26 protein-coding genes and 1 tRNA gene are annotated in these 25,153 nt (G+C 64.5%); 15 read left to right on the forward strand and 12 right to left on the reverse strand.

Features of this window, described 5'->3' with window-relative positions:
• Positions 1–4: 4 nt before the first annotated feature.
• Positions 5–349, reverse strand: coding sequence for a hypothetical protein (locus ATY75_RS14880; RefSeq protein WP_088938151.1), 345 nt, complete (start codon positions 347–349; stop codon positions 5–7).
• 52 nt (positions 350–401) lie between these two features.
• The gene (locus ATY75_RS14885) at positions 402–974 is read right to left on the reverse strand and encodes a hypothetical protein (protein WP_064837191.1); all 573 of its coding nucleotides are present in this window, start codon (positions 972–974) and stop codon (positions 402–404) included.
• A 228-nt stretch (positions 975–1,202) separates the two neighbouring features.
• Between ATY75_RS14885 and ATY75_RS14890 the strand changes: the two genes are divergently transcribed.
• Complete coding sequence (locus tag ATY75_RS14890; RefSeq protein WP_064837193.1) at positions 1,203–1,418, forward strand: hypothetical protein; 216 nt, start codon at positions 1,203–1,205, stop codon at positions 1,416–1,418.
• A 237-nt stretch (positions 1,419–1,655) separates the two neighbouring features.
• Positions 1,656–2,108, forward strand: coding sequence for a hypothetical protein (locus tag ATY75_RS14895; RefSeq protein WP_088938152.1), 453 nt, complete (start codon positions 1,656–1,658; stop codon positions 2,106–2,108).
• A 46-nt stretch (positions 2,109–2,154) separates the two neighbouring features.
• Here the strand turns inward: ATY75_RS14895 and ATY75_RS14900 are convergent, their stop codons facing one another.
• Positions 2,155–2,841, reverse strand: coding sequence for a metalloregulator ArsR/SmtB family transcription factor (locus ATY75_RS14900; protein WP_088938153.1), 687 nt, complete (start codon positions 2,839–2,841; stop codon positions 2,155–2,157).
• A 69-nt stretch (positions 2,842–2,910) separates the two neighbouring features.
• On the opposite strand from ATY75_RS14900, the gene ATY75_RS14905 reads away from it, so the two are divergent.
• The 4 genes from ATY75_RS14905 to ATY75_RS14920 all read left to right on the forward strand — a co-directional run bounded on the left by ATY75_RS14905 (position 2,911) and on the right by ATY75_RS14920 (position 5,562).
• A complete protein-coding gene (locus ATY75_RS14905; RefSeq protein ID WP_012482957.1) occupies positions 2,911–3,240 on the forward strand; it encodes an NIPSNAP family protein in 330 nt (109 codons plus the stop codon).
• Positions 3,237–3,587: an antibiotic biosynthesis monooxygenase gene (locus tag ATY75_RS14910; RefSeq protein ID WP_088938154.1), complete on the forward strand. Its 351-nt coding sequence runs from the start codon at positions 3,237–3,239 to the stop codon at positions 3,585–3,587. The genes ATY75_RS14905 and ATY75_RS14910 overlap by 4 nt, the downstream gene beginning before the upstream one ends.
• Before the next feature lie 102 nt (positions 3,588–3,689).
• Positions 3,690–4,172: a hypothetical protein gene (locus tag ATY75_RS14915; RefSeq protein WP_088938155.1), complete on the forward strand. Its 483-nt coding sequence runs from the start codon at positions 3,690–3,692 to the stop codon at positions 4,170–4,172.
• 247 nt (positions 4,173–4,419) lie between these two features.
• Entirely contained in the window at positions 4,420–5,562 is a 1,143-nt protein-coding gene (locus ATY75_RS14920; protein ID WP_071087383.1) for a site-specific DNA-methyltransferase, read from the forward strand.
• Between the two features lie 98 nt (positions 5,563–5,660).
• Here ATY75_RS14920 and ATY75_RS14925 read toward each other — a convergent pair whose 3' ends face one another.
• From ATY75_RS14925 to mutY, 3 genes are read right to left on the reverse strand one after another with little or no spacing between them, the layout of a single operon-like run.
• Positions 5,661–6,026: a nuclear transport factor 2 family protein gene (locus ATY75_RS14925; RefSeq protein ID WP_088938156.1), complete on the reverse strand. Its 366-nt coding sequence runs from the start codon at positions 6,024–6,026 to the stop codon at positions 5,661–5,663.
• 5 nt (positions 6,027–6,031) lie between these two features.
• A complete protein-coding gene (locus ATY75_RS14930) occupies positions 6,032–6,646 on the reverse strand; it encodes an HAD family phosphatase (protein ID WP_088938157.1) in 615 nt (204 codons plus the stop codon).
• On the reverse strand, positions 6,643–7,752 hold the full coding sequence (gene mutY, locus ATY75_RS14935; protein WP_088938158.1) for an A/G-specific adenine glycosylase: 1,110 nt from the start codon (positions 7,750–7,752) through the stop codon (positions 6,643–6,645). Before mutY ends, ATY75_RS14930 begins: the two co-directional genes overlap by 4 nt.
• Before the next feature lie 108 nt (positions 7,753–7,860).
• On the opposite strand from mutY, the gene ATY75_RS14940 reads away from it, so the two are divergent.
• From ATY75_RS14940 to ppdK, 6 genes are all read left to right on the forward strand, one after another.
• Positions 7,861–8,358, forward strand: coding sequence for a DUF721 domain-containing protein (locus ATY75_RS14940; protein WP_088938159.1), 498 nt, complete (start codon positions 7,861–7,863; stop codon positions 8,356–8,358).
• Positions 8,359–8,499: 141 nt separating this feature from the next.
• On the forward strand, positions 8,500–8,724 hold the full coding sequence (locus ATY75_RS14945) for a DUF6290 family protein (protein WP_088938160.1): 225 nt from the start codon (positions 8,500–8,502) through the stop codon (positions 8,722–8,724).
• The gene (locus ATY75_RS14950; protein ID WP_088938161.1) at positions 8,708–8,977 is read left to right on the forward strand and encodes a type II toxin-antitoxin system RelE/ParE family toxin; all 270 of its coding nucleotides are present in this window, start codon (positions 8,708–8,710) and stop codon (positions 8,975–8,977) included. The genes ATY75_RS14945 and ATY75_RS14950 overlap by 17 nt, the downstream gene beginning before the upstream one ends.
• Before the next feature lie 147 nt (positions 8,978–9,124).
• On the forward strand, positions 9,125–9,898 hold the full coding sequence (locus tag ATY75_RS14955) for a DsbA family protein (protein ID WP_064837228.1): 774 nt from the start codon (positions 9,125–9,127) through the stop codon (positions 9,896–9,898).
• A 255-nt stretch (positions 9,899–10,153) separates the two neighbouring features.
• On the forward strand, positions 10,154–13,615 hold the full coding sequence (locus ATY75_RS14960; RefSeq protein WP_088938162.1) for a chromosome segregation SMC family protein: 3,462 nt from the start codon (positions 10,154–10,156) through the stop codon (positions 13,613–13,615).
• 1,345 nt (positions 13,616–14,960) lie between these two features.
• Entirely contained in the window at positions 14,961–17,645 is a 2,685-nt protein-coding gene (ppdK, locus tag ATY75_RS14965) for a pyruvate, phosphate dikinase (RefSeq protein WP_088938163.1), read from the forward strand.
• Between the two features lie 32 nt (positions 17,646–17,677).
• On the opposite strand, the gene ATY75_RS14970 is transcribed toward ppdK, so the two are convergent.
• Positions 17,678–17,953 (reverse strand): hypothetical protein, encoded by a 276-nt coding sequence (locus tag ATY75_RS14970; protein ID WP_088938164.1) that lies wholly within the window; start codon positions 17,951–17,953, stop codon positions 17,678–17,680.
• A 281-nt stretch (positions 17,954–18,234) separates the two neighbouring features.
• A complete protein-coding gene (locus ATY75_RS14975; RefSeq protein WP_049735343.1) occupies positions 18,235–18,432 on the reverse strand; it encodes a hypothetical protein in 198 nt (65 codons plus the stop codon).
• A gap of 104 nt (positions 18,433–18,536) precedes the next feature.
• Between ATY75_RS14975 and ATY75_RS14980 the strand changes: the two genes are divergently transcribed.
• Positions 18,537–18,782, forward strand: coding sequence for a hypothetical protein (locus ATY75_RS14980; RefSeq protein ID WP_037073946.1), 246 nt, complete (start codon positions 18,537–18,539; stop codon positions 18,780–18,782).
• A 9-nt stretch (positions 18,783–18,791) separates the two neighbouring features.
• Here ATY75_RS14980 and ATY75_RS14985 read toward each other — a convergent pair whose 3' ends face one another.
• On the reverse strand, positions 18,792–19,181 hold the full coding sequence (locus ATY75_RS14985) for a hypothetical protein (protein ID WP_088938165.1): 390 nt from the start codon (positions 19,179–19,181) through the stop codon (positions 18,792–18,794).
• 344 nt (positions 19,182–19,525) lie between these two features.
• Between ATY75_RS14985 and ATY75_RS14990 the strand changes: the two genes are divergently transcribed.
• Positions 19,526–20,431 carry a DUF1499 domain-containing protein gene (locus ATY75_RS14990; protein WP_088938166.1) on the forward strand — a complete coding sequence of 302 codons (906 nt, stop codon included), beginning with the start codon at positions 19,526–19,528 and terminating at the stop codon, positions 20,429–20,431.
• Positions 20,432–21,791: 1,360 nt separating this feature from the next.
• Here the strand turns inward: ATY75_RS14990 and ATY75_RS15000 are convergent.
• From ATY75_RS15000 to ATY75_RS15010, 3 genes are read right to left on the reverse strand one after another with little or no spacing between them, the layout of a single operon-like run.
• Positions 21,792–23,537: a DUF4166 domain-containing protein gene (locus tag ATY75_RS15000; protein ID WP_088938167.1), complete on the reverse strand. Its 1,746-nt coding sequence runs from the start codon at positions 23,535–23,537 to the stop codon at positions 21,792–21,794.
• Positions 23,534–23,983: a DCC1-like thiol-disulfide oxidoreductase family protein gene (locus tag ATY75_RS15005; RefSeq protein ID WP_088938168.1), complete on the reverse strand. Its 450-nt coding sequence runs from the start codon at positions 23,981–23,983 to the stop codon at positions 23,534–23,536. Before ATY75_RS15005 ends, ATY75_RS15000 begins: the two co-directional genes overlap by 4 nt.
• A gap of 21 nt (positions 23,984–24,004) precedes the next feature.
• Positions 24,005–24,913: an MBL fold metallo-hydrolase gene (locus ATY75_RS15010; protein ID WP_088938202.1), complete on the reverse strand. Its 909-nt coding sequence runs from the start codon at positions 24,911–24,913 to the stop codon at positions 24,005–24,007.
• Between the two features lie 165 nt (positions 24,914–25,078).
• On the opposite strand from ATY75_RS15010, the gene ATY75_RS15015 reads away from it, so the two are divergent.
• Positions 25,079–25,153, forward strand: a tRNA-Gln gene (locus ATY75_RS15015).

Raw genomic sequence — 25,153 nt, forward strand, 5'->3', positions numbered from 1 at the left:
TCTCCTATTTCGTCGGTTTCGTCACCGAGCAGGTTCCGTCGGAACGTTTGGTGATGACGGTGCCGTCAGGCCTTGTGATGCTTGCCGTCGAAAAACTGTCGACGCTTCCGGACCCCGCCGAGGAGCCGGCGGAGGCGGATGACGACGAGGAGCCGGCCGCGCCGCTGCCTGATGTGGTCGACGAAGACACGTGCCCGTTGCCGGCCGTCACGGTGGTCGACATATCGCCTGCCTGCGATTGGACGATCGTGCATGTCGTTCCGTCGTCGAGCTTGATTTCCTCGGCCATCGCATGCCCGAAGACCAGCACCAGCGAGGCGCTCAGTGCGATTGTGGAAAGTTGGGTCATTGTCCTATCTCCAAGGGTTTGGCCGACGCCGCAAAGGCGCCGGCCGATAGCGTCAGCAGCCCTTGGTGCCGGCGGCGTCCTTCTTGACTTGGCCCGGCGCGCAGCCCTTCTTGCCCTTGCTGTCGTGCGAGGTTCCGGCAGCACTGCCGCCGGTGCCGACGGTGCTGCCCGTCTTGTCGCCGTCCGCAGAGGAAGCGCCGGTTCCGACACTCGAGGCGGAGTTCGCATCGCCCGAGCCTGCGGCGGAACCGCCGGTGCCGACCGAGCTGCTGGACGTGCCGCCGCCGGCCGAGGAACCGCCCGTGCCGAGCGTCGAGGCAGAACCCGAACCGGATCCGGAGCCCGCGGCCGAGCCGCCGGTGCCGACCGTGCTGCTCGAGGTGCCGCCACCAGCCGACGAGCCGCCGGTGCCGATCGTCGAGGACGAGCCAGAATTGCAATTGGTTGCGCCGGCGGGGCAGGTGCCCCCGGCAGAGCTGCCACCAGTACCGACCGTGCTGCTCGCAGTTCCGCCGCCGGCCGACGAACCGCCGGTGCCGACCGTGCTTGACGATTGCGCGAAGCCGGAAACGGTCGTGCCGGCCAGCAAGGCCGCAGCCAAGGCGAGATGGGTTACCTTCATCATGGGGTATTCCTCCGTTTGTTTTTGAGCTGCCATCCCATCCCGAGCGGATGGATAGCTGCCTGACAAACTTCGGTTACATCCCACTGTTCCTGTCCTGGGCATTCAGTCGGATAGGCGCCGGACCTTGGTCCGGTCCCGGCGGAACACCGGCTCCCGTCTGGCGCGCCACCGTTCTCATTGCGGGCTCACCGGCTTGGGCGTACGATGCAAGGCAATAGGAGAGGGACCATGAGGCTGTCAGCTCTTGTTCGATCGGCCGCAGCCGTAGCGCTGCTTTTTGTCTTCACATCCACCGACGTCACCGCCAAGGGCGGCAAGCATCACAGAAGCTGTGCGGAGCTGCAGGCGATGAAGGATCATGGCCTGACCGGCGGTAAACATGCCGGCGACGGGCCCGAGAAAAGGGCAAAGATCGAAAGGAAGATGAGGAAGAAAGGCTGTTAGGCGCCGACGAAGCCGCCGACAGTTTCGCAGTGGAGGCAAAGCCTGCCAACGTCGCTCTATCAGCGCGTGTGCATAGCGGCGCCAAACTCGATCGACGCGAGTGCGAAAGCGATGAATTCCGCTTGATCGCCGGTGAGCCGCATTCCCAGGACTACCTTTGGAATTTTCATGCACTAGATGGCGCTCGGGGAAGAGGAAGCCACCGCCGCCATGGAGGGAGAAGCGGCACGCCGAAAAATGGACGAAGAGGAAGACTGCATGACGATCGAGGACATCATCGAGACCTTGGAAAAGACGGATATGCCCGACGGCCGGATCGACGCCTTCATCACCTGCGCCTTCTTGTTGAAGCAGCTCCGGCCTGCCGAGCCGAAGGATTTCGACGGTCCCCACGATTACATGCCGAGCAGCATCAAGTCGCAGCACGGCTTCCTGATGGCGCGGCCTTTCACCCATGACGTCAATGACGCCATCGATCTCTGCCGGGAAGTCCGGCCGGATGCGGTCTGGCACCTCGCCCGCGGCCGCCAGACTTCGGATGATTGCCTCTACGGTGCCCAGCTGCGCGCGATCAATGGCGGCGAAAGCGTGCTCGGTGAAGCCGAGAGCAATCACGCTGCACTGGCGCTGACGCTTGCGGCGCTGCGGGCGCATGTGCGGCAGGAAAGTGAAAAGATGGCAGGGGCGTAACGGCGCGCCGGCCCGTGTGGCAGGCTATTGAAGATCCGCAGCAAGTCTACGCATCGACCGGAAAAAGCATTAGAAACTGCCGGTCGCCTTCGGGGGAGAAGAGGATCGAGCGGCTTTCGGCCGTGCGTCGCGCCCAGCCCTTGTCGAGGAAATTTGACAGCAGCGCCTTGCCGAGGCTGCCGGCGAGATGCGCCCGCCTTTCGCTCCAGTCGAGGCAGGAGCGGCAGAGCGGGCGGCGCGACGATCGCAGCGCGCCGGCATCGATACCGATGCATTTGAGATCGCTTTCGCCCTTTTCGGTCAGCGACAGCCCGTCGCCGACCGCGTCGATCGCGCCCGTGGCAATCAGGCTGTCGAGCATGCGCACGCCGTAATCGCCGGCCAGATGATCGTAGCAGATGCGCGCCTTGCGCAGCGCCGGCTCCTTCGGCCCCGGTCGGTGGCGCAGATGCCCGCGCCCGGCGGCAAAGCCCATCATGCTTTCGATCAGTCGGGCGACGGCTTCGTCGGCGAGCGTGAAATAGCGGTGGCGCCCCTGCTTGCGCTGCGCAAGCAGGCCGCCCGCTTCAAGCTTGGAGAGATGCGTGCTCGCCGTCTGCACCGTGATGCCGCCGACGCCGGCAAGCTCGGTCGCCGTCAGCGCCCGGCCGCCGGTCAGCGCCGCCAGCATGTTGGCGCGGGCGGGATCGCCGATCAGCGCGCCGATCTGCGCAATGTCAGGACCTTCCTTCATACTTCGATCGTAACCGAAGCATCGCCGTCAGGCAATGTGCGAAAACGGACAGGCACAAAGGAGAACCCGATGATCACCTGCTTCATCCGTTATCAGATCGACCCCTTCAAGAAAGAGGCTTTTGCCGAATATGCTCGCAACTGGGGCCAGGCCATCCCTCGGAACGGCGCCGACCTGATCGGCTATTTCGGCCCGCACGAGGGATCGGCGACGACCGCCTACGGCGTCTACAACATCGAAAGCCTCGCCGCCTACGAAGCCTATCGCGCCAGGCTGGCCGCCGATCCGCTTGGCCGCGACAATTACGAATTCGCCAGGCGCGAAGGCTTCATCCGCAAGGAGGACCGCATCTTCCTCAAAAACGTCTCCGCTCCTCACGCCAGGCTGGTGCTGCCATGATCGCCGTCATCTTCGAAGTCGTGCCCTATATGGGCGAGCGCCACAAATATCTCGATCTCGCCGGCGAATTGCGATCCGAGCTCGAAAAGATCGACGGCTTCATCTCGATCGAGCGTTTCGAGAGCCTGACCAACCGCGGCAAGCTGCTGTCGCTCTCCTTCTTCCGCGACGAGGAGGCCGTCAGAAGCTGGCGCAACGTCGAAGCCCATCGCGCCGCCCAGCAAGCCGGCCGCGGCGGCATCTTCGCCGATTACCGCCTGCGCATCGCCAGCGTGCTGCGCGATTACGGCATGTTCGAACGCGACGAGGCGCCGGCGGATAGCCGCAGGGTGCATGATGCTGCGTGATCGGGACTGCGGCGTTTCTACCCCGGTAGCATCGCAGCTTTCAGAGTATAACGTCCTGAAAATCATGCTGTCTCCCCGATTCGTTTCTGCGGGAGATGCTGTGTGCGGTTGACAAGCCGCCTCTCCGTGAAGGTATCTGCTGATGTGGCGCAACGGATATTGGAGATCAGGTTGGGACAACCGGAGAATTTTTGGGCGCAGCTGTCGGATCAAAGCGCAGGGTATTCAGTCATTATCGAAGATGACGGCGGGAAGGCCTATGCCTACCTCTTGGATGCCGCAGGGGTGATGGTCAGCGATGTGTGGTTGTATAATCGCGGTCCCGCTCCTGAGACGACCGATTGGAGCGACCCTTCAAAGCTACCTTTTTCGAACCCGGCAGAATTCGCAAGCGATGTTGCTTTCGAGCCAGTTAGTAGCGACTCGGAGCTGCTCGTCCAGTGGAAGCAATATGCTGATCGGCCCATCGAGGCGCACCTTTGGGTGCGAGGACAGCTATTTGCAATACTACAGCATGGTATGGTGCCGGGTAAGTCACGCCTCGCCGTCAAGGACGGCCCGTTGGCAAAGGTGTTAGAACTTTAGCAAAATCGAGAGCTCCCTAAGGATGATCCGCGGTCAACTGTAGGCGGTGTCGAAAGCAAAGCATTCCTAAGAAATGCTTGGGCCAAAGCAAGACGGTCAACCCGTTCTCAGGCGTGGCCCTGCTTACTCATTCCATAGATTGTCGCCCGAATAAATTCCCGAAATCGGCCACCCCTTCAGGCTTTGGTAACTAAGTTGCGTAACCATAACGGAGAGTTAAGCGTCAAGCGTATGAGTGAGTATCAGAATGGCATCAGTTTTTCCGCTTGCCGACCTCAAGGCTTCGATCAGGTCAGGTTCCCGGCCGGATTCTTGGGTCGACACGATCATCAAGGGCGATTGCGTCAGCGCGCTTGAAGCTTTGCCCAACCACTCCGTCGATGTCATCTTTGCCGATCCGCCGTATAATCTTCAGCTCGGCGGATCGCTGCATCGTCCCGATCAGTCGCTGGTCGATGCCGTCGATGACGAATGGGATCAGTTCGCCTCCTTCGAGGCCTATGACGCCTTCACCCGCGCCTGGCTGCTCGCCTGCCGCCGCGTCTTGAAGCCGACGGGCTCGATCTGGGTGATCGGCTCCTACCACAACATCTTCCGTGTCGGCGCCACGCTGCAGGATCTGAACTTCTGGATCCTCAACGACATCATCTGGCGCAAGACCAATCCGATGCCGAATTTCAAGGGCCGCCGTTTCCAGAACGCCCATGAGACGATGATCTGGGCGAGCCCCAACGCCAAGGCCAAGGGCTATACCTTCAATTACGATGCGATGAAGGCCGCCAATGACGACGTGCAGATGCGCTCCGACTGGCTTTTCCCGATCTGCAACGGCAATGAGCGGCTGAAGGGCGAGGACGGCAAGAAAGTGCATCCGACGCAGAAGCCGGAAGCGCTGCTCGCCCGCGTCATTATGGCCTCGACCAAACCGGGCGATATCGTGCTCGATCCCTTCTTCGGTTCGGGAACGACGGGCGCCGTCGCCAAGCGTCTCGGCCGCCACTTCGTCGGCATCGAGCGCGAGCAGGATTATATCGATGCGGCGTCCGCCCGCATCGCCGCCGTCGAGCCGCTGGGGAAGGCGGAACTGACCGTCATGACCGGCAAGAAGGCCGAGGTGCGCGTCGCCTTCAACGTGCTCGTCGAAAGCGGCCTCATCAAGCCCGGCCAGGTGCTGACCGACGCCAAGCGCCGCTACAGCGCCATTGTGCGCGCCGACGGTACGGTGGCCTCAGGCGGCGAGGCCGGCTCCATTCATCGCCTCGGCGCCAAGGTGCAGGGTCTCGATGCATGCAACGGATGGACCTTCTGGCATTTCGAAGACGGGCAGTCCCTGCGCCCGATCGACGATCTCAGGTCCGTCATCCGCAGTGATCTGGCGAAGGTGGAGTGAGCAGCACTTTCGCAAGATCGAAATAGCTTCTTCCGGTTTCCTCCAGTTGCGGAAGAAGGCCAAGGCGCCCGGGGCTCGAACCCCGGGCGTCTTCTATTTTAGAAATCCTTGTAATCGGTGACGTCGACGCGGGTGATGCGGCCCTCGGCATTGAAGGTGATCGTCTCCTCGCCCTCGCGGATCAGCGGCTTGCCTGATTTGCTGTGGGTGGCGCGCAGCGACCAGACGGCCCGGCCGGACAGCGGCGTCAGTGTCTCCACCAGCGCATTCTCCGCCGTCTGATCGGGATAATCGTCGAAATAACGCCGGAAGGCAGCCATGATCTCGCCCCGCCCGGCAAGGCTGCCGACGCCGTTCGAGACATAGGTGGCGTCCTCGGCGAAATAGGCCTCGATAACAGGGAAATCCAGCGCATTGATCGCGGCGTGGAAGCGTTCGATTTCCTCGGCCGGGTCGAAAGCCATGGCTCTCAGACCTTCAATCCGTAGGCGGCAAGATCGCGGCGCAGCTTCTCGGCGCCGGAAAACAGCACGGCGTTCCAGCCGAAGGCCTTGGCGCCTTCGACATTGGCGGGCGCGTCGTCGATGAAGATCGTTGCCTTGGGATCGAGGCCGAAGTTTTTCGTATGCGTCTCGTAGATCGCGATATCCGGCTTGATCAGGCCGACATCGCCGGAAACGGTGACGCCGCGCGGTTTGGTGAGGAACGGAAAACGCGCCTGCGCCTCGCGAAAAGTGTCGGAGGCGAAGTTGGTCAGCATCGTCACGTCGCGGCCTTCGGCGATCAGCCCTTCCAGGATCGCGACGCTGTCCTCATAGGCGTGCGGCACCATTTCGTGCCAGTATTTGCGGAAGGCGCGGATATGCTCTTCGCGGGCAGGGTGCTCCGCAATCAGCAGCGCTTCGGCCTCTTCCCAGGTGCGGCCGCGGTCCTGCTCGATGTTCCAGTCGTGGGTGCAGATGTTGGCGAAGAACCAGTTGCGCTCGGTCTCGTCGGGAATGAGCCGGCTGAAGGGCAGATTCGGATCGTAATGAATGAGGACTTTGCCGATATCGAAAACAATATGCTTTATGTCGGTGGTCATGGTCGTCCCTTGGATGTTTTGAACGCGCGAGGAATAGCCGCTGCGATCGCTTTTTTCATGACGGTCGGCAAGGCCTGCGCCTCAAGATTTGTAACCGGCTCCCACCATTCGTCATTCGGGCCGTCCTGCGTTTTTGCCCTGCCATCAATCGCCGCCCGCCAGATTGACAACCTGAGCTCGAAATGGGTGAAGACATGGATGACGGTGCCGCAGGCCTGCCATGCCGCCTCGAAGGGCGCGGCCGCAGAAGACGTCTCGCCGTCGATGCGCGCCGTCCACCCCGTCGTCGGCACCTCGGTCATGCCGCCGAGCAGGCCGCTTTCGGCGCGCCGCCGCAATAGGATCTCGCCATCCTCGGTCACGGCGACGAAGGCAGCACCCTGCCGCACCGGCTTCTCCTTCTTTGCCGCCTTGACGGGGAAGAGCTCGGGATCGGAAAGCTTCAGCGCCTGGCAGGCCCCACGGAACGGACAGAGCGAACAGGCCGGCCGCTTCGGGGTGCAGATCGTCGCGCCGAGATCCATCATCGCCTGGGCGAAATCGCCGGGCCGGCTCGCCGGCGTCAGCAGCGCCACCTTTTGCTTCATCAGCGGCTTGGCGGCCGGCAGCGGCGTGTCGATCGCATAGAGCCTGGAGATCACCCGCTCGACATTGCCGTCCATCACCGCCGCCTGCCGGTTGAAGGCGATGGCAGCGACGGCCGCTGCCGTATAGTCGCCGATGCCGGGGAGCGACTTCAGCCCCTCTTCGGTATCGGGAAAGACGCCGCCATGCTGGTGCGCCACCGCCTCGGCGCATTTCTTCAGATTGCGGGCTCGCGCGTAATAGCCGAGCCCGGCCCAGGCCGCCATAACAGCGTCGTTCTCGGCCGCGGCAAGATCGGTGACCTCGGGCCAGCGCTGCAGAAACCGGGAGAAATAGGGTTTGACCGCCTGCACCGTCGTCTGCTGCAGCATCACCTCCGACAGCCAGATGTGATAGGGATCGGGCTTGGCGCCACGCGCCGCCATGCCGGGCGAAACGCGCCAGGGCAGGTCGCGGTGATGGCGGTCGTACCAGTCGAGCAGGGGCTGTGCGGAGGGCGTGTCGGGTGTGGTGATCGTCATGATTTGCCGGGATCGCGGGAAGTGCCTATACTTGGCGAAGCAATGCCGCGCGATCAAGCCGGTGATGCGAATTGCCTGTGCGATTGGCAGAGGTGTCCAAGGGTTTCGATGAGTTCTCCACGCAAAGGTGCAAAGCAGATTTCCGAGCTGGCGAACGGGCTGATCGATCCCGTCCTGGCGCGCCGCGCCGGCATCAACACCGCGCTGCTCGGCTCCTGGAGCGAAATCGCCGGCGAGGATTTCGCCGATTGCACCCGCCCGGAAAAGATCGCCTGGGCGCGCGGCGGCGGTGATGACGGCAGCTTTCGTCCCGGCGTGCTGACGATCGCCTGCGAAGGCGCGCGCGCGCTTTTCCTCACCCATGCCCAGGGCGAACTCATCCAGCGCATCAACAGCTTCTTCGGCTTTTCCGCCGTCCACCAGATCCGCATCGTTCAGAAGCCGGTTTCCCAAGCAGCTCGCCGCTCCCGCACCCCGCCGCCGCTGAAAGGCGAAGCCGCCCGTAAGCTCGAAGGCATGATGGAAGGCATCGAGGGCGACAAGCTGCGCCAGGCAATCCAGCGGTTGGGGACCGCGGTGATGGGCAAGCGGGGGAGTGGGCGGTGACGGGAAAGATGCCTGAGTTTGGCGCGTCTACAAGCACTCTGCTTGATCAGAGCGTCCCGGAAACACGCATGCATATCCGCGAGGCTACTGGTGACCGGGCGCTTCGGGTGCTATATTTGTATAGCAGACAGGAGAAAGATCATGCTGGCCTTGCGGTTGCCACCCGAAATCGAAGCACGACTCGATGAGCTTGCCAGGCGGACCGGCCGCAGCAAGAGCTTCTATGCCCGTCAGGCCATCCTCGAACATCTCGATGATCTCGAGGATATCTATCTCGCCGAAAAACGCCTCGAAGAGCTTCGGGGAGGGGAGAGTGATACCGTTTCGCTGGCCGAGTTGATGACGCGTCATGGCGTGGAGAATTGAGTTTCACAGGGCAGCCGAGCGTGAGCTTGAGAAGCTCGGACATGAGGCGGCTCGCCGAATCCTCCGATTTCTGAATGATCGCGTTGCAAGGCTGGACGATCCACGATCCATCGGAGAGGCGCTCAAAGGGTCCGAACTCGGTGATTTCTGGAAATATCGCGTCGGGGACTATCGCGTGATCGCAAGCATCGACGATGGGGCGGTGCGAATCCTCATCGTGCGTATCGGCAACCGCCGTGACATCTACCGATGAAACGCGAGCCGCCCGCTCGCAATTTTGCCTAGCGGTCCCATCACGGTCACAATTCTTTGAAGGAAGTTGGTGAAGCGTGGCTTGTGAGCGGCCGTCAGCCGTTATATCGCACAGTCACGCCGTCACTCTCATTCCTATGGGGAACCCATGCAGATGTCCGAAATGCAACTGACGAAACGCCGCCTCCTGGGTGGCATCGCCATCGCCGCAGCTGCCGCAGCGCTTGCCGCCTGCAACGACAGCAAGGACGCTGCCGATGCTTCGTCCGGCAAGACCATGGCCGACGGCACCAATGTCGATACCATTGAGACGGCGGCGACGTCCGCCACCGAAATGCCGCAGTCGGATGGCGATGTCGATATGGCCGAAGTGCTGAAGCCCGGCGCGCTGCCGGAGATGGCGCTTGGTAAGGCCGATGCCCCGGTCAAGATCGTCGAATACATGTCGATGACCTGCCCGCACTGCGCCCATTTCCACAACACCACCTTCGATGCGATCAAGCAGAAATATGTCGACGCCGGCAAGGTGCAGTTCATCATTCGCGAATTCCCCTTCGATCCGCGCGCTGCCGCCGCCTTCATGCTCGCCCGCTGCAGCGCCTCCAATCCGGAGCAACTGAGCACGCCGGAACAGTATTTCCCGATGGTCTCGATGCTGTTCAAGCAGCAGCAGGTCTGGGCCGCCGCCGATGACGGCCGCGCCGCGCTGCTGCAGATGTCGAAGCTGGCCGGATTTACTGAGGATAGCTTCACGAAATGCTTGACGAACCAGAAGCTTCTGGATGAAGTGAACGCCACGCGGGAAAGAGGCTCCAAGGATTTCGGCGTCAACGCCACGCCGACTTTCCTCATCAATGGCAAGCGCTACTCTGGAGACATGCCGGTTGAAACCTTGTCGAAGCTCATCGACAGCCTCATCTGAACCGGACCGTTTGACGAAGACGGGCGACGGCGAAAGCCGTGCGCCCGTTTTTTGTTTTCAGCGCAGTTTGCGGGTCTGGCCCCCTCATCCGCCTGCCGGCACCTTCTCCCCGCTGGGGAGAAGGGGATGTGCCGCGACGTCTCGATTCCCTCTTCTCCCCAGCGGGGGTCCGAAGGACGGGTTGAGACCAGTGGCTCAACCCCGGTCGGTGCCCGTAGGGCGGATGAGGGGGCTTCCTGCCGTGGATTTTTCCGCATGAAGTTCAACAAGCTGCGCCTGGTCGGCTTCAAATCCTTCGTCGAGCCGACGGAATTCATCATCGAGCGGGGATTGACCGGTGTCGTCGGCCCGAACGGCTGCGGCAAGTCCAACCTCGTCGAGGCGCTGCGCTGGGTGATGGGCGAGAATTCCTACAAGAACATGCGCGCCTCCGGCATGGACGACGTGATCTTCTCCGGTTCCGGCAACCGCCCGGCCCGCAACACCGCCGAAGTGGCGCTCTATCTCGACAACGCGACGCGCACCGCGCCCGCCGCCTTCAACGATGCCGACGAGATCCAGGTCACCCGCCGCATCGAGCGCGAGCAGGGTTCGCTCTATCGCATCAACGGCAAGGAAAGCCGCGCCAAGGACGTGCAGCTGCTGTTTGCCGATGCCTCCACCGGCGCCCGTTCGCCCTCGATGGTCGGGCAGGGGCGTATCGGCGAGCTGATCCAGGCAAAGCCGCAGGCCCGCCGCCAGCTGCTCGAAGAGGCGGCCGGCATTTCCGGCCTGCATTCGCGCCGCCACGAGGCCGAACTGCGGCTGCGCGCCGCCGAAACCAATCTCGAGCGCCTGGACGACGTCACCTCGCAGCTCGAAAGCCAGATCGAGAGCCTGAAGCGCCAGGCCCGCCAGGCGAACCGCTTCAAGACGCTGTCGGCCGATATCCGCGCCCGCGAAGCGATGCTCTTGCATATCCGCTGGGTGCAGGCCAAGGAGGCCGAAGCCGAGGCCGACAGCGCGCTGAACCAGGCGACATCAGTCGTTGCCGAAAAGGCGCAGATGCAGATGGAGGCGGCGAAGAATCAGGGCATCGCCAGCCTGAAGCTGCCGGAACTGCGCGAAGGCGAGGCGCGCGCTGCCGCCGCCCTGCAGCGCCTGCAGATCGCCAGAAGCCAGCTGGAGGAGGATGCCGGCCGCATCCTGCGCCGCCGCGACGAGCTGACCCGCCGTCTTGCCCAGCTTGGCGAAGATATTCGCCGCGAGGAGCGGCTGGTGGCCGACAATGCCGTCATCCTGGCAAGGCTCGATGCCGAAGAGGCCGAGATTGCGGAAGTGCTCGCCGATTCCGGCCGTTATGCCGAGGAAACCCGCGAAGCTTTCGAGGAAGCGGCGGCAAAACTTGCCGACAGCGAGCGCATCTTCACCCAGCTGACGGCCGAGCGCGCCGAGGCCGCGGCCGGCCGCAACCAGCTGGAACGCGCCATCCGGGATCTCGCCGACCGGCGCATGCGCCTCGAGCGGCAGATGGACGAGGCGAACCACGAACTATCAGCCATCGGCGACAAGATCGCCGGCCTGCCCGATCCCGAGGAAAAGCGCGCCATCGTCGAGGCCGGCGAAATCGCCCTTGCCGATGCCGAAGCCGCCGTCCAGGTCGTGGAGCAGGCGCTGGCATCGGCCCGCCAGACCGAGGTGCTGTCGCGCGCGCCCGTCGATCAGGCCCGCTCGGCGCTCAATGCGCTGGAAACCGAGGCCCGCACCATTTCCCGCATGCTTGCCGCCGGTGCCGCGGCCGGCAAATTTTCCCCGGTTGCCGAAGAATTGAAGGTCGATCGCGGCTTCGAGACCGCGCTCGGTGCCGCCCTCGGCGACGATCTGGAATCGCCGCTCGATGCCGAAGCGCCGGCCCATTGGTCTGAGAATGGCGATGGTGCCGGCGATGCTGCGCTTCCCGCAGGCGCCACACCGCTACTTGCCCATGTCCGTGCGCCGGCAGCGCTGACGCGCCGTCTGCGTCAGATCGGCCTGGTCGGTGAGGGCGAAGCGCAGGCGCTGATGGCGGCGCTGCAGCCCGGCCAGCGGCTGGTGACGAAAACGGGTGCCGTCTATCGCTGGGACGGTCACGTGACGGGCGCCGACGCGCCGAGCGCTGCAGCGCTTCGCCTTGCCCAGAAGAACCGCCTCACCGAACTCGAAGGCGAGGCGGCTATTGCCCGCGACGTGCTTGCCGAAGCCGAGGAGCGGCAGGCCGCCGCCACTGATGCGATCCGGGTGGAAGAGCGCCGGCTTGCTGAAGCCCGTGACATGAGCCGGCTGTCGGCCCGTCATCTCGCTGAGGCGCGCGAAGCGCTGGTCGCGGCCGAGCGTGCCTCCGGCGATCTGATCCGCCGCCGCGATGTCGTTAGCGAGGCGGTCAGCCAGCTGGGCGCACAGCTGGAGGAGATCGGCATCCAGGAAGAGAATGCCCGCATCGAGCTCGAGGATGCGCCGGATCTCACCGCGATAGACGAGCGGCTGCGCTTCCAGCAGGCGGAGGTCGCGACCGATCGCGGCGCGCTTGCCGAAAGCCGCGCCCGCCACGAAAGCCTGGCGCGGGAAAACGAGGCCCGCCGCCGCCGCATCGTCGCGATCGGGCAGGAGCGCGAGACCTGGCGCCAGCGGGCGGCCAGCGGCGAGGATCAGGTCGCAACGCTGCGCGAGCGCGAGGAAGAGGCGCGCGAAGAGGCGGCCGAACTCGAAATGGCCCCGGATGAATTCGACGACAAGCGCCGCGCTCTGCTCTCCGAATTGCAGAAGGCCGAAGAGGCGCGCCGCAATGCCGGCGATCTCCTGGCCGAGGCCGAACGCATCCAGCGCGAGGCCGACCACCAGGCGGCCACTGCACTGTCGGAGCTTGCCGAATGCCGCGAACGCCGCGGCCGCGCCGAGGAGCGGCTGGTTTCGGCCCGTGAGAAGCGGCAGGAAAGCGAAAGCCGCATCCGCGAAGTGCTGAACGTCGCGCCGCACGAGGCGCTGCAGCTGACCGGGCGCCCGGCTATGCAGGCGCTTCCCGACCCGCGCGAGGTCGAGCGCGAGCTCGAGCGCCTGCGGATCGAGCGCGAGCGCCTCGGCGCCGTCAACCTGCGCGCCGACGAGGAGCAGAAGGAGCTGAGCGAGAAGCTCGAAGCGCTGATCAAGGAGCGCGACGACGTCATCGATGCGATCCGCAAGCTGCGCGGCGCCATCCAGAGCTTGAACCGCGAGGGCCGCGAACGGCTGATCGCCGCCTTCGACATCGTCAACGCCCAGTTCCAGCGGCTGTTCACCCATCTTTTCGGCGGCGGCACCGCCGAACTGCAGCTGATCGAATCCGACGATCCGCTGGAAGCCGGCCTGGAGATCCTGGCCCGGCCGCCCGGCAAGAAGCCGCAGACGATGACGCTGCTCTCAGGCGGCGAGCAGGCGCTGACGGCGATGGCGCTGATCTTCGCCGTCTTCCTCACCAATCCGGCGCCGATCTGCGTGCTCGACGAGGTGGACGCGCCGCTCGACGACCACAATGTCGAGCGCTACTGCAACCTGATGGATGAAATGGCGGCCTCCACCGAAACCCGCTTCGTCATCATCACCCACAACCCGATCACCATGGCCCGCATGAACCGCCTCTTCGGCGTCACCATGGCCGAACAGGGCGTCTCCACCCTCGTCTCCGTCGACCTGCAGACCGCCGAACGCCTGCGCGAGATCGCTTGAGGGTTTGCTTGAGGGCGTGCCGGCAGGAGGCGCGGACTGAAGGAGACGCCAGCGCATTCCTATCCGGCGATCGCTGTTTTGCCGCAGAGGCCACCCCATCCTCCGTCCTCCTCGGGCTTGACCCGAGGATCCATGCGGCATCCACCAGCGCCAGACCGTGGATCCCAGGCTCAAGGCCTGGGATGACGGAGATTGGGGGGCGAGCGGGGCAGGAGGCGCAAACTGGCAGTAGTCGGACGGCCAGGAGGCGCGGACTGGCAGGGGGCAGGCAGGAGGCGCCAGCGCATTCGCATCCGGCCACCCCTCACCATTTGGCCGCAAAGGTCACCCCACCCTCCGTCCTCCTCGGGCTTGACCCGAGGATCCATGCGGCATCCGCCGGCGCCAGACCGTGGATCCCAGGCTCAAGGCCTGGGATGACAGAGTTTGAGGGGGCGGATCGGCAGGAGGCAGGAGGCGGGGGGCAGTTGAGGATGCGGACTGCAGGAGGGGCGGGCAGGCATGAGGCGCCTACTGCATTCGTATCCGGCCACCCCTTGCTATCTTGCCGCAGAGGCCACCCCACCCTCCGTCCTCCTCGGGCTTGACCCGAGGATCCATGGGCATCCACCAGCACCAGCCCATGGATCCCAGGTGCCTCGAATGACGAAGATGGAGGAGGCGGAGCAACGTATGAGGGCGGCTGGCGGGAGGGCGCGATCATATTCAGTAACAACTCGCCATAAGGCGTGATATCCGGCACGGAAAAATTGCCTGTATCATGGGCTGAAATGGTCAGGCCGAAGACCGGATCCGGCTGAAAACGCCCGCACTTTTCGCCGGAATTCGCGTAAGCACCAAAAAAGGTCGGCTTCTTTGCGCTCTGTACCCCATTTGGGTGATGCTCTTTGCGATGACTTGCATTAGAAGTTGTTTCAACGCAACCTGATGCTTCAGCGCAAGCGTGGGCGGTCAACGTTGCTTATTGTCGAATTTGCATGCGGTTTTCCGGGCAGAGGGCAAGGACCGGGAAATCTGGGGCAATTCCTGCGAAACGCGCCAAGCGGCTTTCACAGGAATTGCGTGAAGATGAAGCGATAGGGCATTCCATTATTTGAGGAAAGTGCCCTGGGTTGAGGGACCCCCCGTCCGGTTTTCCTGGCCGGACGGAAACAAGGCTTTGCGGGACCTGTTGCAGTCCCGCAAAGCTTTTTTTATGCCGCCTTTGCTGTCCGGCGATGTTTCAATCGTTTCGAACGCCGCGGCGCCGAAGATTTATTGTGCAACGCAACATTCCGCCGCATTTGTCGATTTTCATTTCAACACCAACGGATTAAGCTAATCCCGGTTTGGTGTTGGGGGGAAGATGACCAAGTGGGTCTATACGTTCGGCGACGGGCAGGCTGAGGGCCGGGCGCGCGATCACGAGATTCTGGGTGGCAAGGGCGCCAATCTGGCGGAAATGTGCGCGCTGGGATTGCCGGTTCCGCCGGGGCTGACGATCGTCGGCGATGCCTGCAACACCTATTACAGGAACGGCCGCCATATCGAGGATGGGCTGAAGGCCGAGGTGCGCGCCGGCATATCAGGCATAGAGGCGATCACCGGCCGCCGCTTCGGCTCCGGCAGCCAGCCGCTGCTGCTTTCGGTGCGCTCCGGCGCCCGTGTTTCCATGCCGGGGATGATGGACACGGTGCTCAATCTCGGCCTCAACGACGAGACCGTGCAGGCGCTCGGCCATGATGCCGGCGACGCGCGTTTTGCCTGGGACAGCTACCGCCGCTTCATCCAGATGTATGCCGACGTGGTCATGGGCCTCGGCAACGATGCCTTCGAAGAGATTCTCGAAGACGAGAAGGCCAAGCTCGGCCATGAAACCGATACCGAACTCAGCGCCACCGAATGGCAGCATATCGTTTCCCTCTACAAAAGGCTGATCGAGGAGGAACTGGAGCAGGAATTCCCGCAGGATCCCGAGGTTCAGCTCTGGGGCGCGGTCGGCGCGGTCTTCTCAAGCTGGATGAGCGCGCGCGCCGTCACCTACCGCCAGCTCCACAATATTCCCGGAGCCTGGGGCACGGCGGTCAATATCCAGGCGATGGTCTTCGGCAATCTCGGCAATGCCTCGGCCACCGGCGTCGCCTTCACCCGCAACCCTTCGACTGGCGAAAAGGCGCTTTACGGCGAATTCCTCGTCAATGCGCAAGGCGAGGATGTCGTTGCCGGCATCCGCACGCCGCAGAGCATCACCGAGGAGGGGCGTATTTCCTCCGGCTCGGAAAAACCCTCGATGGAAAAGCTGATGCCGGAGGCGTTTCGCGAGCTCTGCCGCATCTGCAGCGAGCTCGAGATCCATTACCGCGACATGCAGGATATCGAATTCACCATCGAGCGCGGCAAGCTGTGGATGCTGCAGACCCGCGCCGGCAAGCGCTCGACCCGGGCGGCGATGAAGATCGCCGTCGACATGGTCGATGAGAAGGTGATTACCGAGGAGCAGGCGGTGCTGCGCATCGAACCTTCCAGCCTCGATCAGCTGCTGCATCCGACGATCGATCCGCGTGTCACCCGCCAGGTGATCGGCACCGGCCTGCCGGCCTCGCCGGGGGCCGCGACCGGCGCCATCGTCTTCACCGCCGAGGAAGCGGTGGAGGCCGAGGCCGAGGGCCGCAAGGTCATTCTGCTCAGGGTCGAGACCAGCCCCGAGGATATTCACGGCATGCATGCCGCCGAAGGCATCCTGACGACGCGCGGCGGCATGACCAGCCATGCGGCGGTCGTTGCCCGCGGCATGGGTATCCCCTGTGTCGTCGGCGCCGGCACCATGCGCATCGATCAGCGCAACGAGCGGCTGCTCGGCGTCGGCGTCATCCTGAAGAAGGGCGATATCATCACCATCGACGGCTCGGCCGGCCAGGTGCTGAAGGGCGAGGTGCCGATGATCCAGCCGGAACTGTCAGGCGATTTCGGCCGCATCATGGGCTGGGCCGATCGCGCCAGGCGCATGACGGTGCGCACCAATGCCGATACGCCGGCCGATGCGCGCGCCGCCCGCTCCTTCGGCGCCGAGGGCATCGGCCTTTGCCGCACCGAGCACATGTTCTTCGAGGGCGAGCGCATCCATGTGATGCGCGAAATGATCCTGGCCGAGAACGAGAAGGGCAGGCGGCTGGCGCTCGACAGGCTGCTGCCGATGCAGCGCCTGGATTTCACCGGCCTCTTCACCGTCATGCACGGCCTGCCGGTGACGATCCGCCTGCTCGACCCGCCGCTGCACGAATTCCTGCCGAAGACCGATGACGAGGTGGCCGAAGTCGCCTTCGCCATGGGCATGGAGGCGCAGGCCTTGCGCCAGCGCGTCGATGCCCTGCACGAGTTCAATCCGATGCTCGGCCACCGCGGCTGTCGGCTGGCGATCTCCTATCCTGAGATCGTCGAGATGCAGGCCCGCGCCATCTTCGAGGCGGCGGTTGAAGCAGCTAAGGAGACCGGGGCCGCCGTCGTGCCCGAGATCATGGTGCCGCTGGTCGGCCTGCGCTCCGAGCTCGATTACGTCAAGGCCCGCATCGACGAGGTCGCCGGCGATGTCATGGCCGAGGCCGGCATGAAGATCGATTATCTCGTCGGCACGATGATCGAGCTGCCGCGCGCCGCGCTGCGCGCCCATGTGATCGCCGAAGCCGCCGAATTCTTCTCCTTCGGCACCAACGACCTGACGCAGACCACCTTCGGCATTTCGCGCGACGACGCCTCCGCCTTCATCCCCACCTATCAGCGCAAGGGCATCATCGAGCACGATCCCTTCATCTCGCTCGATTTCGACGGGGTCGGCGAATTGATCAGCATCGCCGCCGAACGCGGCCGGCGCACCCGCAACGACATGAAACTCGGCATCTGCGGCGAACATGGCGGCGACCCGGCCTCGATCCGATTCTGCGAGACGATCGGGCTGGATTATGTCTCCTGCTCGCCGTTCCGCGTGCCGATCGCCCGATTGGCGGCGGCGCAGGCGGTCATATCTGGCGGTCTGAAAGACCTCCGGGGGAAATAGTCAGCCCGCGGCAGCCCGTTGGGCGCCGGGGATCAATGATGATACCGCCAGCGATCGCGGTAGATATAGGGCCCGTTCAGATCCCAGGCCATGCTCTGCATCATCTCCGCACTCTGCGCCCGCGATTCGGCCCGACGGTCGAGATCGATGCGCTGCAGGCAGGTGGCAAAACCATCGGTGCCGCGGCGGAAGCCATAACTCAGACACCGCTGCTCATCCGCCGCCCGCCGCTCCTCCGGCGTCATCGTTTGGCAGGCGGATAGGCCGGCGATAGTGGCGAGAAGGGTGATGAGGAGAGGGACGCGCATGGCGGTATTCCTTGCTTTTCCCTGAGGAAATGCCATTCGGGCGCGGGCGTCAAGCTCCGGGCCGCGGGCGTGCCCCTGGTTTCGCTGGCGGATGGCCGACAGGGATGTCTACCTGTGAATGGTTTCTCCTGCCCACCCCAGCCTCCGTCATGCTCGGCCTTGAGCCGAGCATCCACGCCGCATCCATCAGCGGCAGTGGCATGGATCCCAGGCTCAAGGCCTGGGATGACGGAGAATGTGGTTGGCGTTTTCGCCAAACTCGCCGCCAGAGGGAGAAAGGGCTACGCCGCCCCGGCCGGATCCCCGATCGGCAGCAGTGCCGGATCGAGCGGCGGATCCTGCGGGTTCTTCGTATCTCCAGGGTCCTGCACCGGTGTCAGCGGCGGTTTTTGCTGGATGGGGTCAGGAATGCCAGGCGTCGGCGTCGGGCCGCGCGGGGTGTCGGTTGTCGGTGTTGGGATGGGATCTCTGTTCGGCATGATCGCCTCCTTTTCAAAAAAGGAACGGCATCCCTGGCATATGGTTCCACTTTCACGCGCCGGCATTCCTCTGTATGAGGAGAGCCTCAAGCATGAGGACGAGCATGGCGATCCGCGATCGATTTTCGAAAAAACTGAACTGCCCGCAATGCGGCAATGAGGGCTTTGCCGAGGCCTCGGAGATCGACGATCCCAAGCGCAAGCACCCGGATTTCAAGGTCGATCAGCTGCCGCGCGGTTTTGGCGTGCAGCGCCCGTCCAACCATCAGGAGAGCTTCATGCTCAAATGCGAATGCGGCCGCAAGTTTCCCTTCCGCAGCCTGGCGGAGGCTGCGGCGGAACGGCGTTAATTCAGAACGTCAGATCCGCTCCAGCAGCTCGACGAAGGCGTCGGCGAAGCGCACCAGATGCGCGGTCTCCTCATCCGGCGCCTGCATGCGGATTTCGGTGCCGGCATAATCGAGCAGCGCCAGCACGACGCGCATCTCGCTGCCGCCATCGGGAATGCGCAGCACCGCGATGCGCCGGCAATCGGCGATAAGGCCGCCGGCCGGCAGGTCGAACAGCAATTCGCCGCCCGCCCGGTTCGCCGCCTGGCGCACCGCCTCGCAGAAACCGGCATCGCCGCCGGCATATCCTTCGAGCGAAAGTTCGAGCTCGACGAGCTCCATCGGCAGCATCGGTTCGCCGTGGTCGATCCCGCCAAGCGCAGACGCCTGCGGCCTCGCTGCTATCTCGGGTGAAATCATCCCGTCTCTCCTTGCCTTTGAATTCGGAGATGAAACCGCGGCAGAATGGCCCCTTTTTGCCATATCAGCAAGGGCTCATGAAGTGGCCCGGCCATCGCCTCGACCGTCTCGGGAGAATTCCGGCCGATATTCCAAGACAACAGTTTCAATTCAGCCGAATCTTGCCCAGATCCGGATGATTTTAGGCCGGGCTGGCCTAAAATCTGAATCCGGATCCAAATCAAAGAAATAGACGATAATGTCGTCCGAAAACCGCTTCACACTTTTCGGCATCATGCTCTAAACAGGGATATAGCGATTTGCGTGGTTGAAGGCGCGGCGCTGACGAGCAACCGGTAAGTTTGATGGCCATCCGTTACGACCGTCCCGTTTCCAGCGCCGCCCGCTTTGCGCGGCTGCTCGGGGCGTTTTCGCTGGTGCTGGCGCTGGCGGTGCTGATCGCCCATCGTTTCGGCGGGCTGGCCACCCCCTATCTCGTGCTGCTCCTGATCGCCGCCGCCGGCTGCGGACTGCTGGCCGCCCTGTTGGCCGCCGTCGGTCTGCGCAGCCTCTGGACATCGGGCGCCGAAGGCGGGCTGGCGGCCCTTGCCGCGCTGATCTATGCCGCCTTTCCGCTTACGATCGGCGCCTTTGCCGCCGAGCAATATCTCAGCCTGCCGGATATCTACGACGTCTCCACCGATCCGGTCTCGGTGCCGGACTGGCTGTCGGCCCCGAACGCCGACCAGATCTGGCTGAAGCGCAATCCGGTGACGCCGGAGGATCGCGAAAAGCAGCTGGCCGCCTATCCCGAGCTGACCGGCCGGCGCTATGAGGGCGCGCTCGACCGCGTGCTGGAAGCTGTGCGCAAGGTTGCCAAGCAGAGCGGCTTCACCATCGTCCGGAGCACCGGCACCAGCGAGCCGGACCGCGACCCGGAGGACGGGCCGGCAAAGCCCGGTGCCGGCGACGAGGCCGTTGCCGATGCGCCCGGCATGATCCCCGTGCCGACGCCGCGCCCCTATGACGATGATGTCGCCAAGCTGATCCGCGGCGCCAACGGCGTGACGCTGCAGGCGACCAACCGCACGCTGATCCTCGGCCTGCGCTTCGATATCCTCATTCGGCTCCGCGAAGAGGCCGAAACCACCTTCGTCGACATCCGCGTCGCCTCCCGCTACGGCCAACACGACCTCGGCTTCAGCGCCGCGATCGCCGGCGATTATCTGAAGGCGCTGGACGCCGAACTGCTGGGGATTGCCGGTGGGTGAGCCGCGGTGCCGCCAAAGGCGGCAGCAATCGATCCAGTGAATCGATTGCAGTGGCGAACGCCCTGAGCCAAAGCGAAGGGCCGGGAGAGGGTGCGGCAGGCTCAACATGCTGACGGTGCCTCGAATTCGGCGTACCTGTGGTTTCACCCACCTAACCTCCTTCATTCCTGTGTCCTCAGGGCGTTGCCCGAGGGATGTCACAGGAATCCAGTCCGCCCAAGTCCTTGGGCGGGGGAGACATTTCAAGCTTGGTAAGAGTCAATCACCGCGCCGACGCGCGGTGGCTGGATTCCTGTGACAGGCACAGGAATGAGGTAGGAGGGTGCGGCACACACAACGATCAGCCCTCATCCTGAGGCGCCCCGCAGGGGCCTCGAAGGGCGAGGGCGGGTGGCTGCGGTGGCCAGCCCCGTCCTTCGAGGCTCCGCCCTGCGGGCTACGCACCTCAGAATGAGGCTGGAGCGAGGGTGTGCCGTGCCGCCCCCTCTGCCCTGCCGGGCATCTCCCCCACAGGTGGGGAGATTGGCTGGGCTCACGGGCTTCCCCACAACCGGCGTTGCTGCTCGATGAAACGGTGGAGGGATGCGAAGGTCCGGCCACTCGTAATCTCCCCACCTGTGGGGGAGATGCCCGGCAGGGCAGAGGGGGCGGCCACCGCACACCGCAGAGAGGTTGGCAGGCGACACGCACAACGATCAGCCCTCATCCTGAGGTGCCCCGCAGGGGCCTCGAAGGACGAGGGCGGGTGGCTTGGATGCCACGGCATCGGCAAGGTGGCCAGCCCCGTCCTTCGAGGCTCCGCCCTGCGGGCTACGCGCCTCAGGATGAGGCTGGAGAGATGGCATGCCATGAGGCTGGAGAGGGGGCGCGCCGGGCCGGGGAGGGCAGAGGGGGCGGCCGCGGTACACCGCAGAGAGGTTGGCAGGCGACACCCACAAACGATCAGCCCTCATCCTGAGGTGCCCCGTAAGGGGCCTCGAAGGACGAGGGCGGGTGGCTGGATTGCACGGCATCGCGAAGATGGCCAGCCCCGTCCTTCGAGGCTCCGCCCTGCGGGCTACGCGCCTCAGGATGAGGCTGGAGAGATGGCATGCCATGAGGCTGGAGAGGGGGCGCGCCGAGCCCGGGAGGGCAGAGGGGGCGGCCGCGGTACACCGCAGAGAGGTTGGCAGGCGACACCCACAAACGATCAGCCCTCATCCTGAGGTGCCCCCGTAAGGGGCCTCGAAGGACGAGGGCGGGTGGCTGGATTGCACGGCATCGCGAAGATGGCCAGCCCCGTCCTTCGAGGCTTCGCCCTGCGGGCTACGCGCCTCAGGATGAGGCTGGAGAGAGGGCGCGCCGTGAGGCTGGAGAGGGCTCACTCCACCACCAACCACCCCGTATACCGCACCACCAGCCCGGTCAGCCGCCCGCCGATCTCGACGTGAAAATGAAACCGCCCCTCACGCTCCTCCTCGAACGTCTCGCCGCCCGGCGCCAGAAACAGCGGCAGCGGAATGCCGCAAAACCGCCACCCGCGCACCACCAGTCGCAACTTGTTCCCCTCCGGCACCAGCGCCACCAGCACCTGGAACGGCCCGAAGACTTCGGCGAGCAGATGGCGGTCGCGGTCCTTGCCCTCGAGCTGCAGGCTGTGGAAGCTCTTACCGCCGAAATCTCGCGTCCAGATCTCCTTCTCGCCATCGGCGGTAAAACGCACCGTGACCGGCACATGCTCGCCCGCCGGGGGAAAGCCGATCAGCCGGGCGACGATCCTCGCCAGCCAGCCGCTGCCGCGCTCGATCTGCGCCCGGCCGGAGGCGGTGCGGGCGCCGCCCCCAAGGCCGCCCGAATGCCCGCCCGCATGCATGGCGGATATCGCCGGCGGCAGCCGCGCGAAGGCGCTGCCGAGAACCCTGTGGTAAAGCGGCAGGCCGGCGCCCTCGCTTTCCGCCCTGACGCCTGATGCAATCGAGAAGCGCCGGAATTCCGCTTCGAAATCCGCGAGCTGCAATTCGCCCGTCGCCGGCCGCGCGCCATTTTCCGGCCGGACGCCGCCGAGCAGCCGGCGCACCAGCGCCGCCACGCCGGTGACCGGAATGAACGGCCCGTCATCCCCCTCGGCAATCAGATGCCAGCCGCAGGCAAGCGGCTTGCCGGCGGCATCGAGGCCGCTCAGGCGCACGAACATGCCGCCGCGATGCTCGCCGATCGCCAGGCCGTGGCTCGCCCGCTGCATCAGCCGCGCAAACGGCGTTGGCGACGGCAGCAGCTTCCGCCGCGTGAGACCCGCCGCAAGCCCAAGCAGCCGCTGCAGCAGCTGCGGCTCCGTGCCGACCCCGGTGAAGCTCGATTGCAGGCCGGCAAAGCGGCCCGGCAGCAGCGCCAGATCCGGCGCATCCACAAGCAGGAAAGTCCGGCTCCTGAGCGGCGTCACGCCCGGTGGGGCGATCGTCACCCGCATCGCCTCGATCAGCCCCGGCGCCAGCGCCGGCTGGCCCTGCCGCAGCACCGAGACCGGCTTGCCGGCATAACTGGCGATCGCTCTCACGACATTGAGCCCGATCTTCACATGCGCGGACGGGGCAATGCCGGCGGCCACCGCATCGATCCGGGAAAACCGCGGCGCCATGACATCGAGGGCTGCGAAGGACAGCGCCGGCAGGCTGCTCAGGCCGGAAAGCGCAAAAACCCCCTTCGCCCGCGCCTCGGCATCGAGCCCGCCGATGGCGGCGACGAAGCCGGTGCTGTCGGCGAGATCGGCATAATCGATGTCGAGCCCGATGCAGGCGCGCACCACCTTATAGGGGTCTTGCCCGAAACTCTGAAACGGCCCGGAGGCATCGATGACGAGATCCGGCCGCAGCCGCGTCAGCTGTTCGGTGAGATCGCCATCGCGATCGAAGGCCACTGCCTGCAGCGTTGCCCCGAGATTGCTGCTTCCCAGGCCCTCGGATCCATCTTTCGGGGATCTGAGATCGGCAACGAAATCATCGGCCTTTTCAAGCGACCGCCCCCCGATCAACAGCCTGAGGCGCGGTTCATCGCCAAGCAGCCGCGCCAGCCGGCCGCCGAAGGTGCCGTAGCCGCCGATGATCAGCAGCGAGAGCCGCTCGCCGCTCATGCGATGAAACGGCTGCGCTGCTCCGCCGTCGGCACCATGCAGCTCTGCCGGCCGGCGATCTTCAGCCGGTTGCGGGCGATGAATTCATAAAGCGTATCGGCAAGGCGGCGCGGCAGCAGCCGGAAGAGCTTGACCAGCGAATAGGGAAAGCCGAGGCCGGCCACCATGCGGATCGACCCATCCGACTTGAAGAAGGCGCGGCCATTCTCGATGAGGATATTGGTTTCATAATCGCGCTCATTCAGCCCGTAATGCCGGTAGAGGGCGGCGCCGAGCGGCGTCTGGGCGGCGAGGAAGCGGTATCGTCGCTGCCTATCGTGCTTCAGCGCGAATTTCACCCAGCCGGAGCAGAAGACGCATTCGCCATCGAAAATAATCAACGGCTGGTCATCGGCAAAATCCGGCACATCGACATCATCGCGATAGCTGTAAGCGGCACGCGCCATGGTAATCTCCCCATCTCACGCTTACAACAGCCGGTAGGTGGCGGCAAGAGAAGGCGGCCCATCCGCCGCGATCTCGCCGCGCTCCACGAGATCCTCGATATGGGCGAGCACGGAAAGGGCGGCCGCGCCATACAGCTTCGGATCGGTATCGCGATAGATCGCCTTCACCATCTCGGCAATTGCGCGGTCGCCCGCCCGGATGCGCGCAAGGATCGCCCGCTCGCGCCCCAGCCGGTGCGCCTTCAGGCCCTGCAGGAAGGCGGTGGGCTGCGCCACCGGCCCGCCATGGCCGGGCAGCAGCAGGCGGTCCTGGCGCCCCATCAGCCGCTCGAGCGAGGCCATGTAATCGGCCATCGACCCATCCGGCGGTGCGACGATCGAGGTCGACCAGGCCATGACATGATCGCCGGAGAAGAGAATGTCGCGGCCTTCGAGCGCGAAGGCGGCATGATTGGCCGTGTGCCCCGGTGTGGCCACCGATGTCAGCGCCCAGCCATCGCCGGACAGGGTCTGACCGTCACCGATCGCGATATCCGGCACGAAGGCGAGATCCGAGCTTTCCGAAAAGGGATTGATCTCGCCATCCCTGAGCGGCCGTGCCGGCCGATGCGGCCCCTGGCCCACCGTCACCGCCCCCGTTTCCGCCTGCAGCCGGCGGGCAAGCGGCGAGTGGTCGCGATGCGTATGGCTGACGAAGATATGCGTCACCTCGCGGCCGGCAAGCGCTGCCATCAGCGCCAGATAATGCGCCTCGTCCTCCGGCCCGGGATCGATGACCGCGACCGAGGAAGCGCCGACGATATAGCTGTTGGTGCCGTAAAAGGTGAAAGGCCCGGGATTCTCCGCCGTGATCCGCTCGACCCCAGGCGCCACCGGCACGGCGCGCCCATAGGCCGGCTCGAAAGCAAGGTCGAATGCGGGGCTTTCCATGAGGGCGATGATCTCGCGGCCGATGACGTCGCCCATTCCTAGCACGGCCCTTGGCGCTCTGCAGCGCATAAATCTGCGGCGTGCGCAACTTAATCATTGTGACAGACGGAGAGCTTTGCTAATCAGGCGTCGATTTGAGCCGGCGCTTTGCGCCGAAAGCTCTGGTGGGGCGTAGCCAAGCGGTAAGGCAGCGGTTTTTGGTACCGCCATCCCCTGGTTCGAATCCAGGCGCCCCAGCCA

Source organism: Rhizobium sp. N122, assembly GCF_002211295.1.
GTDB lineage: Bacteria > Pseudomonadota > Alphaproteobacteria > Rhizobiales > Rhizobiaceae > Rhizobium.

Excerpts from the sequence above, each read along its gene's own strand:
- ATY75_RS14910 (WP_088938154.1), top strand. The coding sequence starts at position 3,237 with ATGATCGCCGTCATCTTCGAAGTCGTGCCCTATATGGGCGAGCGCCAC.
- ATY75_RS14950 (WP_088938161.1), top strand. The coding sequence starts at position 8,708 with ATGGCGTGGAGAATTGAGTTTCACAGGGCAGCCGAGCGTGAGCTTGAG.
- ATY75_RS15010 (WP_088938202.1), bottom strand. The coding sequence starts at position 24,913 with ATGGAAAGCCCCGCATTCGACCTTGCTTTCGAGCCGGCCTATGGGCGC.
- ATY75_RS14880 (WP_088938151.1), bottom strand. The coding sequence starts at position 349 with ATGACCCAACTTTCCACAATCGCACTGAGCGCCTCGCTGGTGCTGGTC.
- ATY75_RS14980 (WP_037073946.1), top strand. The coding sequence starts at position 18,537 with ATGGCGATCCGCGATCGATTTTCGAAAAAACTGAACTGCCCGCAATGC.
- ATY75_RS14990 (WP_088938166.1), top strand. The coding sequence starts at position 19,526 with ATGGCCATCCGTTACGACCGTCCCGTTTCCAGCGCCGCCCGCTTTGCG.
- ATY75_RS14985 (WP_088938165.1), bottom strand. The coding sequence starts at position 19,181 with ATGATTTCACCCGAGATAGCAGCGAGGCCGCAGGCGTCTGCGCTTGGC.
- ATY75_RS14905 (WP_012482957.1), top strand. The coding sequence starts at position 2,911 with ATGATCACCTGCTTCATCCGTTATCAGATCGACCCCTTCAAGAAAGAG.
- ATY75_RS14975 (WP_049735343.1), bottom strand. The coding sequence starts at position 18,432 with ATGCCGAACAGAGATCCCATCCCAACACCGACAACCGACACCCCGCGC.
- ATY75_RS14940 (WP_088938159.1), top strand. The coding sequence starts at position 7,861 with ATGAGTTCTCCACGCAAAGGTGCAAAGCAGATTTCCGAGCTGGCGAAC.
- ATY75_RS14970 (WP_088938164.1), bottom strand. The coding sequence starts at position 17,953 with ATGCGCGTCCCTCTCCTCATCACCCTTCTCGCCACTATCGCCGGCCTA.
- ATY75_RS14900 (WP_088938153.1), bottom strand. The coding sequence starts at position 2,841 with ATGAAGGAAGGTCCTGACATTGCGCAGATCGGCGCGCTGATCGGCGAT.
- ATY75_RS14925 (WP_088938156.1), bottom strand. The coding sequence starts at position 6,026 with ATGGCTTTCGACCCGGCCGAGGAAATCGAACGCTTCCACGCCGCGATC.
- ATY75_RS15005 (WP_088938168.1), bottom strand. The coding sequence starts at position 23,983 with ATGGCGCGTGCCGCTTACAGCTATCGCGATGATGTCGATGTGCCGGAT.
- ATY75_RS14945 (WP_088938160.1), top strand. The coding sequence starts at position 8,500 with ATGCTGGCCTTGCGGTTGCCACCCGAAATCGAAGCACGACTCGATGAG.
- ATY75_RS14960 (WP_088938162.1), top strand. The coding sequence starts at position 10,154 with ATGAAGTTCAACAAGCTGCGCCTGGTCGGCTTCAAATCCTTCGTCGAG.
- ATY75_RS15000 (WP_088938167.1), bottom strand. The coding sequence starts at position 23,537 with ATGAGCGGCGAGCGGCTCTCGCTGCTGATCATCGGCGGCTACGGCACC.
- mutY (WP_088938158.1), bottom strand. The coding sequence starts at position 7,752 with ATGACGATCACCACACCCGACACGCCCTCCGCACAGCCCCTGCTCGAC.
- ATY75_RS14885 (WP_064837191.1), bottom strand. The coding sequence starts at position 974 with ATGATGAAGGTAACCCATCTCGCCTTGGCTGCGGCCTTGCTGGCCGGC.
- ppdK (WP_088938163.1), top strand. The coding sequence starts at position 14,961 with ATGACCAAGTGGGTCTATACGTTCGGCGACGGGCAGGCTGAGGGCCGG.
- ATY75_RS14920 (WP_071087383.1), top strand. The coding sequence starts at position 4,420 with ATGGCATCAGTTTTTCCGCTTGCCGACCTCAAGGCTTCGATCAGGTCA.
- ATY75_RS14955 (WP_064837228.1), top strand. The coding sequence starts at position 9,125 with ATGCAGATGTCCGAAATGCAACTGACGAAACGCCGCCTCCTGGGTGGC.
- ATY75_RS14930 (WP_088938157.1), bottom strand. The coding sequence starts at position 6,646 with ATGACCACCGACATAAAGCATATTGTTTTCGATATCGGCAAAGTCCTC.
- ATY75_RS14895 (WP_088938152.1), top strand. The coding sequence starts at position 1,656 with ATGGACGAAGAGGAAGACTGCATGACGATCGAGGACATCATCGAGACC.
- ATY75_RS14890 (WP_064837193.1), top strand. The coding sequence starts at position 1,203 with ATGAGGCTGTCAGCTCTTGTTCGATCGGCCGCAGCCGTAGCGCTGCTT.